General features: G+C 37.4%; 16 protein-coding genes. 15 read left to right on the top strand and 1 reads right to left on the bottom strand.

Annotation, left to right across the window (positions count from 1 at the left end; translation table 11 throughout):
• Positions 1-2: 2 nt before the first annotated feature.
• Positions 3-3125 carry an exo-alpha-sialidase gene (locus PXC01_RS04200; RefSeq protein WP_276471112.1) on the bottom strand — a complete coding sequence of 1041 codons (3123 nt, stop codon included), beginning with the start codon at positions 3123-3125 and terminating at the stop codon, positions 3-5.
• Positions 3126-3455: 330 nt separating this feature from the next.
• Here PXC01_RS04200 and PXC01_RS04195 point away from each other — a divergent pair, with 330 nt between their 5' ends.
• From PXC01_RS04195 to PXC01_RS04125, 15 genes are all read left to right on the top strand, one after another.
• Positions 3456-4316 carry a sigma-70 family RNA polymerase sigma factor gene (locus PXC01_RS04195; protein WP_276471111.1) on the top strand — a complete coding sequence of 287 codons (861 nt, stop codon included), beginning with the start codon at positions 3456-3458 and terminating at the stop codon, positions 4314-4316.
• A gap of 126 nt (positions 4317-4442) precedes the next feature.
• Positions 4443-4634 (top strand): hypothetical protein, encoded by a 192-nt coding sequence (locus PXC01_RS04190; protein ID WP_276471110.1) that lies wholly within the window; start codon positions 4443-4445, stop codon positions 4632-4634.
• Between the two features lie 42 nt (positions 4635-4676).
• A complete protein-coding gene (gene proC / locus PXC01_RS04185; RefSeq protein WP_276471109.1) occupies positions 4677-5495 on the top strand; it encodes a pyrroline-5-carboxylate reductase in 819 nt (272 codons plus the stop codon).
• 219 nt (positions 5496-5714) lie between these two features.
• On the top strand, positions 5715-6398 hold the full coding sequence (locus PXC01_RS04180) for an NUDIX hydrolase (RefSeq protein WP_276471108.1): 684 nt from the start codon (positions 5715-5717) through the stop codon (positions 6396-6398).
• A gap of 29 nt (positions 6399-6427) precedes the next feature.
• A complete protein-coding gene (locus tag PXC01_RS04175) occupies positions 6428-7303 on the top strand; it encodes a sugar phosphate isomerase/epimerase family protein (RefSeq protein WP_276471107.1) in 876 nt (291 codons plus the stop codon).
• Between the two features lie 169 nt (positions 7304-7472).
• Positions 7473-7985, top strand: a complete 513-nt coding sequence (locus PXC01_RS04170; protein ID WP_276471106.1) for a PepSY domain-containing protein — start codon at positions 7473-7475, stop codon at positions 7983-7985.
• 370 nt (positions 7986-8355) lie between these two features.
• Positions 8356-9630: a metal-dependent hydrolase family protein gene (locus PXC01_RS04165; RefSeq protein WP_276471105.1), complete on the top strand. Its 1275-nt coding sequence runs from the start codon at positions 8356-8358 to the stop codon at positions 9628-9630.
• 38 nt (positions 9631-9668) lie between these two features.
• Positions 9669-11429: a serine hydrolase gene (locus PXC01_RS04160; protein WP_276471104.1), complete on the top strand. Its 1761-nt coding sequence runs from the start codon at positions 9669-9671 to the stop codon at positions 11427-11429.
• Between the two features lie 162 nt (positions 11430-11591).
• Positions 11592-11975, top strand: a complete 384-nt coding sequence (locus tag PXC01_RS04155; RefSeq protein WP_276471103.1) for an endonuclease domain-containing protein — start codon at positions 11592-11594, stop codon at positions 11973-11975.
• 815 nt (positions 11976-12790) lie between these two features.
• On the top strand, positions 12791-13471 hold the full coding sequence (locus PXC01_RS04150) for a DUF6624 domain-containing protein (protein ID WP_276471102.1): 681 nt from the start codon (positions 12791-12793) through the stop codon (positions 13469-13471).
• Positions 13472-13637: 166 nt separating this feature from the next.
• Positions 13638-14237 (top strand): hypothetical protein, encoded by a 600-nt coding sequence (locus PXC01_RS04145; RefSeq protein ID WP_276471101.1) that lies wholly within the window; start codon positions 13638-13640, stop codon positions 14235-14237.
• Positions 14238-14383: 146 nt separating this feature from the next.
• The gene (gene maoP, locus PXC01_RS04140; RefSeq protein WP_276471100.1) at positions 14384-14722 is read left to right on the top strand and encodes a DUF413 domain-containing protein; all 339 of its coding nucleotides are present in this window, start codon (positions 14384-14386) and stop codon (positions 14720-14722) included.
• The gene (locus PXC01_RS04135) at positions 14722-15483 is read left to right on the top strand and encodes a phospholipase D-like domain-containing protein (protein WP_276471099.1); all 762 of its coding nucleotides are present in this window, start codon (positions 14722-14724) and stop codon (positions 15481-15483) included. Before maoP ends, PXC01_RS04135 begins: the two co-directional genes overlap by 1 nt.
• 248 nt (positions 15484-15731) lie before the next feature.
• Positions 15732-16235 carry a hypothetical protein gene (locus PXC01_RS04130; protein ID WP_276471098.1) on the top strand — a complete coding sequence of 168 codons (504 nt, stop codon included), beginning with the start codon at positions 15732-15734 and terminating at the stop codon, positions 16233-16235.
• A 29-nt stretch (positions 16236-16264) separates the two neighbouring features.
• A complete protein-coding gene (locus tag PXC01_RS04125) occupies positions 16265-16801 on the top strand; it encodes a DinB family protein (RefSeq protein WP_276471097.1) in 537 nt (178 codons plus the stop codon).
• The last annotated feature ends 264 nt before the right edge of the window (positions 16802-17065 follow it).

The raw sequence follows: 17065 nt of genomic DNA, 5'->3' as shown, positions 1-17065 counted from the left end.
GATCAATCTTTCAAAATGGTATTGCCTTTTTCAATATTTTCTTGAAAAGGAACCCAGTAGTCTTCCATAAAATTAGATACGGTCTTAGAAAACTCCGCGACAAGTTTTTTTGCTTGCCCAAGAATTTCTTGATGCTGAACAGAAGGTTCGTTGTTCTGTGCGGCCGCAATACGTAATGCGTCTTTTATTTTTGAATAGGGCGTTGTGTCAAATGATTGCCAAGCCCCTACTTGCCTATCTGGTTTTGGGGTCTTACCTTTTGCCCGTAATTCTTTTAAGGACTGTTCCATTTTTTCTAGCTTACCTATCAATACCTGATTAAGATCATTATTAGATGCTTGTATTTTAGATAGCCAATCAGCTATTTTCTTGCTCTTGGCATCAATATTCTTTAAGTCATTTGACAAAATTTCTACTTGAGCATCTACTTCTTTTTTATAATCATACAATGCTTTATCTACACTTGGCAATACTTCAAATCTAGGATCTGCAACTACGGTAACCTTTGTAGTATCGGCATAAGTACCTTGCTCTAAGACGATGGTATATTCCCCCGGCAACACTGGTATATCCCTAGAAAAATCATCTGTCCACGAACCTGGCAAGGAAGATGCCGTTTCATCTAATTTCCAGATCATATAATTTAAACCTTTGGTCAATTCCTTGGTCTCAACTGTATTGATTAATCTATCTTTTTGATCATAGATCATGGCGGTTACCTTAGTTTCTTTGGTAGGCTCGTCCGTAAGGTAAAAGGGAATTTTAGTCTTCTGAAATACCTTATTTTCCCCTTCAAAAGTGGTATGAAAACCTGTCCAAATATTTCCTGGCGGATTTATGAACAAACCTTTTACCTGTACGGCATCATTCATAGGCAGTGCGGTTAAGCCCAACTTTAACCTGTTTGCCGCAATTTCACGTAAGGCGGACAAATCATCCAAAACCCAAATTGCCCTTCCAAACGTACCAACGATCAAAGCGGATTCTTTCTCTTGAATTTTAAGATCCATGGTTGATACTGAAGGAAATCCGTTTTTAAATTGAGACCATGTTGCCCCTTCATCAATGCTTATCCATAATCCGTTCTCCGTGCCCAAAAAGACCAAATTTGGTTCTACCGGATCCTGTATTATACTTAAGGCATAGCCTTTTACCATAGTATTATCCGCTACACGTTTCCATGTTTTGCCTAGATCATCCGTTTTAAAAACGTAGGGTTCATAATCACCCTTTCTATAATTGTTGACGACCATCCATGCAGAATTTTCATTATAACGAGAAGCCTCTATTTGGGCAATCCAACCTTCGTTTGGCATACCCTTTACCTTAGAGGTTATATTTTTCCATTTTTTTCCGCCATCGGTAGTTAGTTGTACTTGTCCATCATCCGTACCTACCCAAACAATACGTTCGTTCAAAGAACTTGGTGCAATACTTAAAATTGCATTATAGCGCTCTGCACCGGAAACATCCAAGGTCAACCCTCCATAATCAGGTTTTTGGTGCTCGGGATTATTGGTCGTTAAATCTGGCGAAATAATTTTCCATGTTGCCCCTTTATCTTTGGTTACGTGTACAAATTGAGACCCGTAATAAGCTGCATTGTCATTTTTGGGGTCTCTTGCAAAAGCTGCGTTCCAGTTAAAACGTAATGGAACGTTTATATCTTCTGACGGTGGTTTTATACTTACATAATAACCGGTTAATTTGTCATACCTGTATAAATCTCCGTTTTGGGAGGAACCATAACCAAATCTAGAATTATCCGGATCGGGAGAAATATCAAACCCATCACCACCTACCAAATACTGCCAGTACAACGTTCTAATCCCACCTCTTTTCCAGGTATAGGAAGGCCCGGACCAATTGCCATTGTCCTGCATACCTCCGTACACATTGTAAGGCGTATCGTTATCTACGCCCACATGATAAAATTGCGCCACCGGTATGGTTTCCGGAAAGTACCAACTTTTGCCATGATCTTGGGTTATGCCCAGACCGCCGTCTCCACCAATGATAAAATGTTCGGCATCTTTAGGATTTACCCAAAAGGCATGAAAATCTGCATGAATGCCCTTTGTCTCATCAGCGGGTATCATAGGTACTGTATCAAAAGTTGCGGCACCATCATAACTGACCGATAATGGCTGATATATATTATAGACTCTGTCCGGGTCTTCCGAATCTACCGCTAGGTCTTGAAAATAAAAGGGCCTATTATTGGCAAATTTTGGATTATCATTGATCATTTCCCAACTGGCACCTCCATCATCGCTTCGGTAAATTGCATTTTTCTTTGCTTCTATTTTTGCATAGATCCTATCTGGTTTAGAAGGTGCAATGGCAATACCTATTCTTCCTAGATCACCAGAAGGCAATCCATTTTTCTCATCTAGCTTTCGCCAATGTGCACCGGCATCATCAGTTACATAAAATCCGGAACCTTCTCCGCCCGATGTAAAATAATAAGGCGTACGTTTATGTTGGTATAGCGCTGCAAATAGCTTTTTAGAATTTGTAGGATGCATGACCAGATCTGCAATACCGGACGTGGTATAGGAGTATAAAATCTTTTCCCAATGCAACCCGCCATCAACAGTTTTATATAAGCCCCTATGCTCATTTTCCGTAAAAGGATCGCCCATTGCCCCTACGTAAACAATGTTAGCATCGTTTGGATCAATACGTATTCTATGTATAGTTTTAGTGTCTTTAAGCCCCATGTGCTTCCAGGTTTTTCCGCCATCCGTACTTTTAAAAACGCCCATACCTAAATTCATGGAATTACGGGGATTACCTTCGCCCGTACCTACCCAAATGACATTAGGGTCATTTTGTTGTATGGCAAGCGCCCCTATATTTTGCGTTGGCTGTTCATCAAAGACAGGCTTCCATGCAGAACCTCCATTTTCCGATTTCCAAACGCCGCCAGAAGCCGCCCCAACGAACATCGTCTTTGGATGATCCGTTACCACATCTATTGCCGTGATACGACCGCTCATATTTGCGGGGCCCACATTGCGTATTTTCAGGTTTTTAAGTGTAGAGAAGTCTATCTTTTGCCCGATCGCAAATGGTGCAGTCATGGCAAATGCGAAGAATAAGATACTAAAGCGAATTTTCATAGTGTGACAGGTAGTTTACCCAAAAATAAAAATCAAGGCTTTAATATCAGCAGTGTAAACCATAAAAGATAATCATGGCATGTATATTTATATTAAGGAAGAATGCTACTTATGCAAATGTGTAGCAAAGTATACCCCGTATATGTAAATCATTAAGGTTCCATTGAAAGAAATGTGAAAACAAGCACTGTATAAATTTTAAAAACTATCCATTTTAGCTTAAAAACAGTTCAAAATCCACTTAAAACAGTCAAATAAATCATAAAACGGGTCAATTTCTTGTGTTTTATCAAAATTATACTATGTTATAGTTTAACCTTAAATTATTCTATGCGACAATTAAAGATCACCAAACAAATTACGAACAGAGATGCCAAATCATTGGAAAAATATTTTCAGGAAATCAGTAAAATAGATTTAATTACTGCAGATGAAGAAGTAGAGCTGGCAAAGAAGATTCGTGAGGGTGATCAAAAAGCGCTAGATAAATTGGTCAGTGCCAACTTAAGGTTCGTGGTATCTGCGGCTAAACAATATCAAAATAGAGGGTTACGCCTAACGGACCTCATCAATGAAGGTAATTTAGGACTTGTAAAGGCCGCTAAACGTTTTGATGAAACCAGGGGATTCAAATTTATATCCTATGCCGTTTGGTGGATCCGCCAATCTATTTTACAGGCATTATCGAACAAATCTCGACTCATTCGTTTACCACAGAACAAAATTGCGGTGAACTCCAAAATCTATCAGGTATATTCTGCTTTAGAACAAGCAAACGAAAGACCCCCTAGTGCTTCTGAGGTTGCACAGGAGTTGGACATCCATGTTTCTAAAGTAAAAAGCTCCATGAAAAATTCCGGTAAATCGGTTTCATTGGATGCTCCTTTTAAGGAAGGGGAATCATCTTCTCTTTATAATGTACTGGAATCTACCCAACTCAATAGCCCGGACAAGCAGATGATGGCAGAATCTTTGGAAACGGACATTGATCAAGTGCTAAGAAAAATTCCTGAAAGACAAGGCGATGTTCTTCGCCTATTCTTCGGTCTAGGAAATCAGCCTGCCATGAGCCTAGTTGAAATAGGCGAAGTCTTTGACGTTACCAGGGAGCGTGTACGTCAAATAAAGGATAAAGGGCTAAAATCACTTCGCCGTACCTCTAATACGGAAATACTACGTGCCTATCTATAGTATTACCTTAGAAAAACAGGTACAGCCCAATTACAAGTACCCCCTTAAAACAGAATAACATAAACTTAACAGCTTTAATTTGGAGTTGCAATTGCTTATGTTATGTTACTATTAAAACAGAGCTACATGAAATTTATTTACATTAAAAGAGAAAGCAATACCAAAGAATTGTACAGAACACGAAATGGTTTAAAAAAGTCTAAAGTAACCTCTATTACAAAATACTTTTTAGGAATACCTATTAAAACCTTGCATACCTACAGACAAATATATTACAGACGCAAGAACAATGCTGTTGACAAGATGTTGTTCATCTAATTGAACAGCTACACATACCATCCAATAATTAAAATTAAATTCATGAAGATATTAGTAATAGGAGCCGGCAATATGGGCCTAACATATGCAGAAGGCATGTCTAAATCAAAATTACTTAAGAAGAGAAATATAATGGTGCTGGACACTTCTGAAGAAAAGTTGGAGGCATTACGGGAAAATCCCCAATTTGATGCTTTTGACGATCTAAAAAATTGTGCTCCCCAGGCCGATATTATTTTTATAGCCGTAAAACCTTATCATGCAGAAAGTGTATTTCTAAAATTGAAACCCCTGGTTAAACCTGGTCAAATTCTTATTTCCATAATGGCAGGCGTGACCATGGAAACCATTAAAAGCTTAACGGGACTCACAAAAATAGTACGTGCCATGCCCAACTTGCCGGCACAGATCGGTAAGGGACTAACTTCTTTCGTTGCCGCAGAAGATGTCACTAGAATTGAACTGTTGACCATAGAAAGCCTGTTGGATACCACAGGTAAATCCGTTTTGGTGAGCGATGAGAATTTTATAGATGCCTCTACGGGTATTTCCGGTAGCGGACCTGCCTACGTATTCTACTTTATGCAAAGCATGATGGAAGCTGCTTTAAAAATGGGCTTTACGCCCAATGTCTCTAAAATATTGGTTGCACAGACCTTTACGGGAGCTATTGAATTATTCAACCAAAATGAACTTTCGCCAAATTCCTGGATGGACAAAGTTGCCAGCAAAGGCGGTACAACCCGTGCGGCCCTAGATTCTATGGAAAACAATAATGTAGGTGAATTGATCAAGGATGCGGCCTTTGCAGCCTTTGAGCGTGCAGTAGAACTTGGAAAAGAAAAAGTCGGTGAACATTAAATTACATCTCCCTAAATTGCCGATCCGTTTTATTTTAAAATAACACTATATTGTTGCCTAGCGGAACATACAGATTCCAGTAAATTTAATTGACAATGGTACCCCTCTACCTATTGTCTCATTTAATAACATTAATACTTTGATAAGACTATATTTTGTGCTTTATTTGAAAAATGCAAGCTAGAATTATCAAATTCATTAATGAAAGGCGCTAAAAATATGAAATTCATTCCTCACCTTTCTTATGACTGTGTAATATTCGGGTTTAATGGAAAGACGTTAAAAATACTCATTTTAGAATATCACAATACGGGCTTGTTTGCACTTCCGGGAGGCTATGTCAAAAAAAACCAAAGTTTACAGGATGCCGTAAACAAGGGAGTAGAAGAACGTACCGGACTCAAAAATGTGTATTTAGATCAATTTCAGATTTTCGGAAAATTAGATAGAACCGATCCTGAGGCCACGCGTCGCATTTTAGAGGCAAACAATAAGAATTTGGAAAAAAATAAATGGATGATGGAACGCTTTGTTACCGTTGGCCATTACGCCCTTATTAATTATGAAGATGTAAACCCTAAACCGGATCACCTTTCAGATAGTATTGGTTGGCATGATATAAACAAGGTACCCAAGTTAATGATGGACCATAACGAAATTGTTGAAAAGGCCCTGGAAGTACTTCGTAACAACATTAGCGAGAAATTGATAGGTATGAACCTACTACCCCAAAAATTTACAATGAAACAGTTACAACAAGTTTTTGAGGCTATTTTGGGCGAAACCTTAAGACGAACCAGTTTTCAACGTAAAATGCTGTCTCTTGATATTTTAGAGCGACATGAAAAACTTTTTGAGGGCAAGGCACACAAAGCTCCTTATCTATATAGCTTTAAACAATAAAAATAATATTCACACTTTATACAACAACAATGAAAAATTCAACAAACAACTTATTTAAATGCATGGCTATTGCCATTTTTATGCTAGGCACGGTAACCACCTATGCCCAAAAGAAATTTGGTGGCCTTGCCCTTTATACGGTCAGAGATGACATGGGTAAAGACGCCAAAGCTACGCTACAGGCTGTAGCAGATGCCGGCTACAAAAATATTGAAGCCGCCGGTTATGAAGATGGAAAATATTATGGTATGACACCATCTGATTTTAAAGGTTTATTAAAATCTTTAAAATTGAAATCGATCAGTACGCACCAAAGCGCGGTTACCCTTGACAATGCCGATAAAATGATGGCAGATGCCAAAGCTGCGGGGTTTAAGTATTTTGTAGTACCTATACCACCAATGGGCATGTTTACCTTTGATCAGGAAACAAAGCAAATGGGTATGACCGGCACGGTAAAAGACCTGGCTGAAATTCTGACGACATTAGGTGAAAAAGCCAACAAAGCAGGATTAAAACTACTTTACCACAATCACGATTTTGAATTTAAAAAGAACGAAAACGGCATAGTACCTATTAACTATCTTTTGGAAAATGTAGATTCCAAATTATTGGATTTTCAAATGGATCTATATTGGGTCACCAAAGCGGGCGCCAATCCTATAGCATATTTTAACAAGTACCCAGGTCGTTTTAAAATATGGCATGTAAAAGACATGGATGAGCAAGGTAGATTTGCCCCTGTTGGCACCGGATCCATCGGTTTTAAAAACATATTGGCCAATAAAGCTCTTTCTGGTATGAAATATTATATGGTTGAGCAAGACATGACCTTTGATGGTCTTAAACCTTTAGATGCCATTAAAATTAGTCACAAGGGTATTAAAGAAATTGGCTTCAAATAATAAAGAACACCAAACAACGGAGAAGGCCCCGAAGAGATTTTTCTCTTTGGGGTTTTCTTTTTTTTTAGCTTCTTCTCATTAAACCTTTTATCATTAAGGCTGTCTTAACCATTACATTAAAATATGTCCCTATTTTTGCGCACCAAAACCAACGATTAAAAAGTAAAGAATGAAAATGACCACAAGTTTACGCATGAGAATTATTCACCGTTATTTAGGTTTCTTTTTAGCCGGTATCATGGCTATGTATGCTATTAGCGGAATTATCATGATCTATAGAAATACCGATTTTCTTAAAAGTGAAAAAATAGTGGAACGCCAGTTAAAACCGAATTTAAAAGCTGCAGAACTTGGTGGAGCATTACGTATTAAAGGCGGCGTAAAGCCCCAAAAAACAGAAGGTGACGTCGTCTATTTTAAGCAAGGGCAATACAATAAAGTTACAGGTATGGCAATTATAAAAAAGATGGAACTTCCATTTATCTTAGATAAGATGGAGCACTTACATAAAGCCACGACCAATAGCCCTGTTTATTTCTTGAATATTTTCTTTGGGCTATCGTTACTGTTTTTCGTGGTTTCATCATTTTGGATGTTTTTACCCAAAACTTCAGTTTTTAAAAAAGGACTGTATTTTTCTTTGGCAGGTATGGTGTTGACCATTATACTGCTATTCGTTTAGTATAAACTCGACTAATTCAAACCTAAACCGTTGTAAGGAACTTTCCTTACAGCGGTTTTTTTTGCTTTAGTAGCTATCAGTATAGCGACAAAACAAAAACCTCCCTTCTTGGGAGGGGATTGAGGGGTGGGTAATCGGGTACTGTAGATTTCATGGAACATGCTAACCTTCAAGAACCCACCCCTAGCCCCTCCGAGGAGGGGAATAGTTTGTGACTGTTTAATCTCCATCCATTAACCTTTAATTAATCAAACTTCTGTATCTTTCAATAAGCAAAGTACTCTCCCCTAACACTTTATAATATTATCTTTATAGTAAATCCATAACCATAGGATTTTTTAAAAAAACCGTAAAATAAATATCTGACCAAATGAAAAAAGTTTTAACCCTTCTTATCCTTTTAGCAACTACATCATCCGTTTTAGCTCAATCAAAACTCATAAAAGCAGCTTCTTTTTTAGATGTTAGAACCGGTAAGTTAATTTCACCTGCCAACCTGCTCATTGAAAACGGAAGTATCAAATCTATTAATCCAAAGGCATTGCCTGAAGGTTTGGAAACAATTGACTTAACGGGTAAAATATTGTTACCCGGGCTTATGGACATGCACGTGCATTTAGATGGGGAATTTAAAGGTAGTTGGGACTATGTATATAAGGAAAGTGCCAGTCAAGGTACCATAAGGGCTGTTACAAATGCTGAAAAAACACTGATGGCAGGCTTTACCACCATAAGAAGTATAGGGCAATTACATATTACTCCAGAATTAATAGATGTTGCCGTTTCAGAGGCTTCTGAACAAGGTACCATAGCTGCACCACGAATTATTCCATCGGGACATATGATCACCATTAGCGGCGGACACGGGGATATTTCTTTAGGACTGGCGGAAGGATTGGTTACCGTAGGTCCCAATGACGGAGTGATCAATGGTAAGTATGATGCCATAGAAGCGGTAAGATATCAAATTAAGCATGGTGCCAAATTCATAAAAATGCACGCCACCGCAGGTGTGCTCTCTATGGAAGATGCCATTGGCGCCCAACAACTAAGCAATGAGGAAATGAAAACCATTGTTGACGAAGCTGCTAGGCACCATATTAAAGTTGCCGCCCACGCACATGGTACAGAAGGTATTAAAGAGGCCATAAAGGCTGGCGTGTACTCTATTGAACATGGGTCTATTATAGATGATGAAGGTATTCAACTAATGAAAGAAAATGGTGTTTATCTAGTACCTACCAGGGGGCTGGCCACTATAATAGAACCCATGATAGATAAAATGGATCCCGTTATGGCCGGTAAGGCAGAATATGTAATGCCCATTGCCAAACAAAACATTACAAAAGCTATAAAAGCAGATGTCAAAATTGCTTTTGGGACGGACACGCCTATTATTCCCCATGGAAAAAACGCCATTGAATTTGCGGCATTAATAGATTGTGGTATGAGTACTAAAGAAGCCATCAAAACCGCTACTACCAATAGTGCAGAAATGCTAGGGCTCACGGATCGTGGTGAATTAAAAGAAGGTATGCTCGCAGATATTATTGCTGTAGACACAAATCCAATTGAAGATATCTCCACTTTGGAACACGTAAAATTCGTGATGAAAAACGGTACAGTTTATAAGAATGAAAAATAAATAACCTTTTAGAATTCAATCAATCAAAAAAACAAATTATGAAATCATTACATCGCAGTATTAGCAATACGTTACTTACTTGTCTATCTGTTGTGCTTTTTATAAGTACCTCAGCGATCGGGCAATCAAAATCAGAAGAAATAGATGCACTCCTAGATCAATATCTCTCATATGGCAAATTCAATGGTTCTGCCCTAGTTGCCAAAGATGGTGAGGTTATTCTTAAAAAGGGTTATGGTATGGCGAATATGGAGTGGGATATCCCTAACAGTCCCAACACCAAACATCGTTTAGGATCGATCACTAAGCAATTTACCGCCATGCTTATTCTTCAATTGGCAGCGGATGGAAAGTTAGATCTTCAAGCTCCCATAACTACATACTTACCAGCATATCCAAAAACTACCGGAGACCAGATTACCACCCACCATTTATTGACCCATACCGCCGGTATACCCAACTACACCTCATTTCCTAAGTTTTTTGAAGAAGATAGTCGCGACCCATATTCGCCAGAAGAGTTCACTAAAAAGTTTCAGGATATGGAATTGGAGTTTACCCCTGGGGAAAGATTCAATTATAGCAATTCGGGGTACTTTCTTTTGGGTTTGCTCGTTGAAAAACTATCCGGCAAAACGTATGAAAAAATGCTAACGGAACATATATTTTCTCCACTAGGAATGAAAGATTCCGGATTTGACCATCACTCCAACATCCTTAAAAATAGAGCTACAGGCTATGAAAAAAATGGGAGCGAATTCATCAATGCTCCTTACCTAGATATGTCCATTCCGTATGCGGCAGGATCTCTCTATTCTACCGTAGAAGATTTATATCTGTGGGATCAAGCGCTATATACCAACAAATTGTTACCTCAAAAATATATGGATATGTATTTTAAACCATACATACCTGCATTTGGCAGTTTTCACTATGCCTACGGATGGATGACCGGTAATGAAGCCCTTGGAAATACAACAGATAGTATTGCCATAATTAGCCATGGTGGCGGAATTAACGGATTTAACACACAAATTTCCAGAGCGCCATCGGACCGATCATTGATCGTGCTTTTAAATAATACAGGCGGCGCTCCCTTAGGTCAAATTACGCAAGCTATTCTCGGTATTATAAACAATAAGAGCTATGACCTCCCAAAAGCTTCCTTGGCATCTAAAGTTTTAGAAGTTATAGAGATAGAAGGTATTGATGCAGGAGTAGCCTTTTATGAGAAAAATAAAGACAATCAAGATTTTGATGTCAATGAAAATGAGATGAACCAAGCGGGATATAAATTATTAAGGTCTAACAAAACCAGTGAAGCTATTCAAGTCTTTAAGTTAAATGTAGACGCGTATCCAAATTCTGCCAATGTATATGATAGTTATGCCGAAGCGTTAATGAAATCAGGTGATAATAATGGTGCTATTGAAAACTATACCAAAACGGTAGAAATGAATCCTGGAAATATAAATGCGATAGATATGCTTAAAAAATTAGGTGTTGATACCAGTAACTTCACTAAAGAGTTTGAAGTACCAGAAGCACTACTGGAAAGTTACCTAGGCGTCTACGAATTAATGCCCACTTTTAAAATTACGATTACCAAAGATGGTAAACAATTAAAAGCACAGGCAACGGGGCAGCCATCGTTCAATATTTTCGCCAAATCGAAAGATACTTTTTACTTAAAAGAAGTTGCCGCACAAATTCAGTTCATAAAAGACGAAAACGGAAATACAGAAAGTTTGACCCTATTTCAAAACGGACAGGAAATGAACGGTATCAAGGTGGAGTAAAATACCCACACCTAGCCCCTCTATGGAGGGGAAAAAATTGAGACCGTAATTTAACTTTCAGCAAATGATTTACATGACAATAGAATTTTCAACCAACGCTAACTTTACCATCAAAAACGCAATTCTCCCCTCTTGGGAGGGGACTAAGGGGTGGGTGCTATCATGAGAAAAATAATACCATACCACCCATATTTAGTAGAACTGGCTAAAAAGCTAAGGAACAATATGACCTTAGGTGAAATTGCCCTATGGCGAGAAATCAAGGGTAAAAAATTGGGTTACAAATTTAGCAGGCAAATACCTATAGACCAGTATATAGTAGACTTTTATTGTAAAGATCTTCAACTTGCCATAGAAGTAGATGGCAGTATCCACTTTAAAGAAGGACATGAAGAAAAAGATAAGAAACGGCAAGCTCGTTTAGCATCTTTAGGAGTAAACATGATTAGGTTTTCAGATAGTGATGTGAAGAATAATCTATCTACCGTTTTGGGAGAAATTAAAGAGTATATTGAAGAATTGGAACAAGGAAGAACCCACCCCTAGCCCCTCCGTGGAGGGGAATAGTTTTTAACTATTATTCACTTTTTAGATAAAAAATGGTAGTAACCTTTTTGAAAACGTAGCTCCCCAACAATCAACAAACCCCAAAACAAAGACGAAAACCTCCCCTCTTGGGAGGGGACCAAAGGGGTGGGTAATCGGGTGCTGTAGATTATATGGAACATGCTAACCCGGTAGAACCCACCCCTAGCCCCTCCGAGGAGGGGAATAGTTGGTGACTATTATTATACATTTTAGATAAAAAAGTAGTGGTAACCTTTTTGAAAACGTAGCTCCCCAACAATCAACAAACCCCAAAACAAAGACGAAAACCTCCCCTCTAGGGAGGGGACCAATGGGGTGGGTAATCGGGTACTTTAGATTTCACGGAATATGTTAACCCGTAAGGACCCACCCCTAGCCCCTCCGAGGAGGGGAATAGTTTGTGACTTTTATTACACTTTTTAGACAAAAAAGTGGTGGTTATCTTTTGAAAACATAACTCCCCAATAACCAACAAACCCAAAACAAAGACAAAAACCTCCCCTCTTAGGAGGGGACCAAAGGGGTGGGTTCTTAGGAGTTCTAATCTCAATTATAAACCTCCCCGCCCCATAGTAGGCAACCCATTTATTTTTCTGACAGTTTTACGGAAAGCCATAAGAAAATATACCGAAAACTTCTTTATATTGCATTAGCAAGCAAAGTATACTCCCTCTAGCACTTTAGCTGAAACTATTACATATATATTTTAATATTTGCGAATATGTGTAATTGTACAAATGCACCATAGTTACCTGCAAGCTGAACAAATGTAAATGAAAAAAATAATAGGAATTTTAATTGTTGGATTATTACTTTTTGGGTGTAAAGAAAAAACATCTGAAAAAAGAGAAATAAAAGAAAAATTAGAGTTCAATCAGGAATTAGCGAATGAACTAAAAAAAATGGCTGAGATTGACCAAATCGCCGCATATATTCCACAGGGAGAATATAAAAAAATGACTGATATGCAATGGAATTCTTACAAGGATAGTGTTTTTACTACTCACGAAATGAGATTAAAACAAATTTTTAAGCAATATGGATTTGTAGGGTTTGACTTGGCTGGAAAAGAAGGCTCACAAAACTTTTGGCTAATGATTCAACATTCTGACCACAATCCTGATTTCCAAAAAGAAGTATTGGAAAAAATGAAAATCGAAGTTGACAAAGGAAATGCAAAACCTAGCAATTATGGTTTATTAGTTGACCGAGTAATGCTTAATATTGGGAAACAACAAGTGTATGGAACTCAAGTGGACTACAATATGGAGACAGGACAAGCATTCCCGAGAAATTTGAAAGACAGCTCAGAAGTAAACAAAAAAAGAAAATCAATCGGACTTGAACCGATAGAAGAATATTTAAATGGAATGTCTGAAATGCATTTTGAAATGAACAAAGAAGGCTACATTAAGAAAGGAATTACAGAACCCAAATTATATAAAATTGAATAGAAGCCAGCATGTAACAATGTATAACCGCAATTACGGTGGATTCGAAAACGTCCGAATCCACTCGGAATTGCTAACGTCTGTGCTAAACCGAAAATTAACGCATATAATCCCGTAACTGACGGTAATACGGGACCGTTATGCATAATATTCCAAAACCATAGAAAATATGAAAAACCTGAATGGTACTTGGCTAAAGATTAAAACAGGAGACGACTATTGTCGACCAGAATTTATTGAATTCACTAACAACCAAATTATCCATTTTGAACTTGAATTAAAACACGGATATGAATTATCAAAAATCCGAACTGAATGGAGCGAGAAACTTTCCGAATCAAAGTATGAATTCGTAAATAAAAACCGAATAAGAATATTTAGAACGGGAAAAACTCTTACGGTTTTGAGCGAAACTGAATCTAAAACGGAGGATACTGAATTTGCGACTGACTATGAAAGAATTGAACTAACGAAAACGGAACTTGAATTTAAAAAAATTGAGACGCTCGAATTCAAAGCACAGTGGAATAACGAGAAAATACCATTAACGTTTAACAAACTTTTGGATAGTCCAGTAATCCAAGAACTAAATAAAAAAATGAAAAGAAATGGACGGAAATTAATATTAGAAAATTTGCAAGGAACTTATTTTGCGTCAATTTTCGAAAATGATGAACGAGAAACCTTAATCGGAATTAAGGAAATAGATGAGAAAAAAGCAATATTATTCGGATTTCCAGAAAAACCTTATGAAATAAAAGCTGAATAAAACGCTATGCACAACAATGTATAACCGAAATTACGGCGGATTCGACTACGTCCGAATTCACTCGGAATTGCTAACGTCTGTGCTAAACCCAAAAAATAGCTAATTTAACCCGTAATTGACGGTTATATGAGACCGTTGGTAGTAATATGAGCACAAGAGAAGAACATATCAAGTATAGACAAATAAAATTTGAATGTGTTATTATGAATCCCATTTTATCCAAGGAGGATTTGGAAATTTTAAAAGAATATGGAACTTGGATGGAAGCTCTTTTTTTAAAAAAAATTGAACCCCTAAACGAAAAGCAAGCTGAGTTTTGTCGGCAACTACTGCTTGATAAACCACCTGAAGAAAAATTTGCCAATATTTTTTGGAAATATCTTAAAAGGAATGAATTAGCAAATACCATTGAGCTAAACAATGTGCGTAAAACTTCAAAAGATGATAGAGAAGATTGGAAAAAAATTAGAAAAATGAGATTTTAATGTTTTACAACGGGGCTAATTGCGACATATACATTGGTAAAGGTGCAGGGAAAAAATTGTTGAATGACATTCGTAATGCAAAAACATCCATTAAAATCGTTTCACCTTATCTATCACCATTTTTGATTTCCGAATTAATAAACTTTCGAAAACGAAATCTACGGGTAGAATTAATTACTACCGATAATATTGAAGATTTTTATGGGAGTTACAAGAAAAATATTCATAAAATAATTATACAGAATAGAAAAACAGACAATGAAGCTGTTGCGCAACGTGAAAAATGGAAGGATATTAACAAAATATTACTTTATATCGATATTGGACTATTACTACTAATAATAGGTCTAGCCTATTTCTTAAGAGATATAAAAGTTGCTTTTGGACTAATACCAATAGGCGTTATACTTTTAATTATAAAACTCTATAAAAATAAAATCAGAAACAAAAGAATTTACTCTTATTGGTATTCTCAATTATTCCCTTTCAAAGTTTATATGTCGCCTGACACTACAGAACTGAGTGATACTTTCATTCACGGAAAAATTTATTTGATTGACGACCGTATTGCATATTTAGGTTCGTTAAACTTCACAGCAAGCGGGACTAAACACAACTACGAAACGCGAATAAGAACAACAGACCCAAAAGCAATTAAGGAAATCAAAAATGAACTCCACCAATTATTGAACCACTCAAATTTACCAGAAAGAGATATTCAATATTGGGGAAAGCAATTGTATAAAGAACCTATAAACTGAAAAAATACTACTGCCAATACGGCATATAAAAAATAGCGGTTTACATGCTTGAACAAAACGAGTTTTGTAAATTTATTATCAACCTTAAACCGAAAAGTAGTCGCCTAAAAAATCCGCTACTTTCCATATAAGAAGCCGCCACAAATCCCTATCCAATTTTGAACAAGAAAATCTTTAAAAGAGAAGAAAATAACTAAAACGTACCAAATGCCAAGGTGAATAATAATTAATGAAATCTATGATTCCCTATGAAAACCACCTTCTCCACCATTATTTTCATCCTGTTGCATGTAAACAGCTTTGCCCAAGACAGTTTTAAAAAACTTCCCCAGGCAGCTAATACCAGTTGCCCAATACTCTTGGTAGACGAGCATATTATCGCCAATAAAAACATCATCACTTCAAAGGAAGATATTGAAGAAATAGGAGTGATAAAGGATAAACCTAGCCGCAAAGCGCATTTTCACAATCTCACGGCAAACGGTATTTTGTTTGCGAAACTAAAAAAGAAGATACCCTTTAAAACGCAAACACAACTCAATGCCTTTTTTAATTTGGAAGAGAACAACCCGGTATATGTAAACGGCTATCTATTAGAGCATGACACCTATACCATTGCAACAGAAAGTATTGCGACCATAGACCTTGTAATGCCAAATGAAGAAAATGACTTAGACCAAAAAGTCATCAATGTTTGGATAATCTCCCAAGAAGAGCGTAAAAATGGCTGTTCACTGCAACAAATGGAGTAAATTAGTTGCTCACCTCATCATCGCTCATCATGAAAAAAATGATTCTACTTATCTCTTTCATCCTATGTACCACAACAACGTTGGTTGCCCAGCAAAATCAATTTCTAGAAGATAGTATTGAACGTTTAGAGAACTCCCGCAAGTATTTGCTCTTAGTCGCAGAAATGATGCCCGAAGAAAAATATGGTTACAAAGCCACAGCAGAATCTTTGAGCTTCTCCGAGAATCTAATGCACATTGGTTTTGCGCTAGATTGGCATAGCCAGTCGCTCTTAGGTGGTCGTGAAGCCCGTGTATACCAAACCGATACCATTTTTAAACCTGCCCATAAGACCAAGGCGGAAATGATGGCACGTATAGACCAAACCTTTACGGAAGCCATTGCCTTGTTAAAGGATTTTGACCCCAAAGCATTGAACGATCATTTGGACTATTTTGGGCTGGATCGCTCTAAAAGACAAATATGTATGCTGTTGGCAGACCATATTACCCACCATAGAGGGCAAATGTTGGTTGCCATGCGCTTGAACGGTCTTACGCCACCACGGTACGTTTTGTATCAATAATATTACTCCTGCTTCTTTTTATCGGTATTCATAATAGAAAGCACAATCCCTACCAGGGCAATGCAGACGCCGGCAAATATGGCGATCATTACTACACCATTGCTCCAGTTCACCAACGGAAGATTCATTGTTATCATAGTTTGGTCATTTTAATTGCGGTAAATGTAATCTCTAACGGCTGTGTATTCTATGACAATTGTCAGTCCGCCAACAATAACATGATGTATTTCTGCTTGGATTATCGCCTAAAGATTGTATGCCTAA

This window comes from Maribacter huludaoensis (assembly GCF_029350945.1).
Lineage (GTDB): Bacteria > Bacteroidota > Bacteroidia > Flavobacteriales > Flavobacteriaceae > Maribacter > Maribacter huludaoensis.
This window is presented reverse-complemented; position numbering and strand designations above follow the sequence as displayed.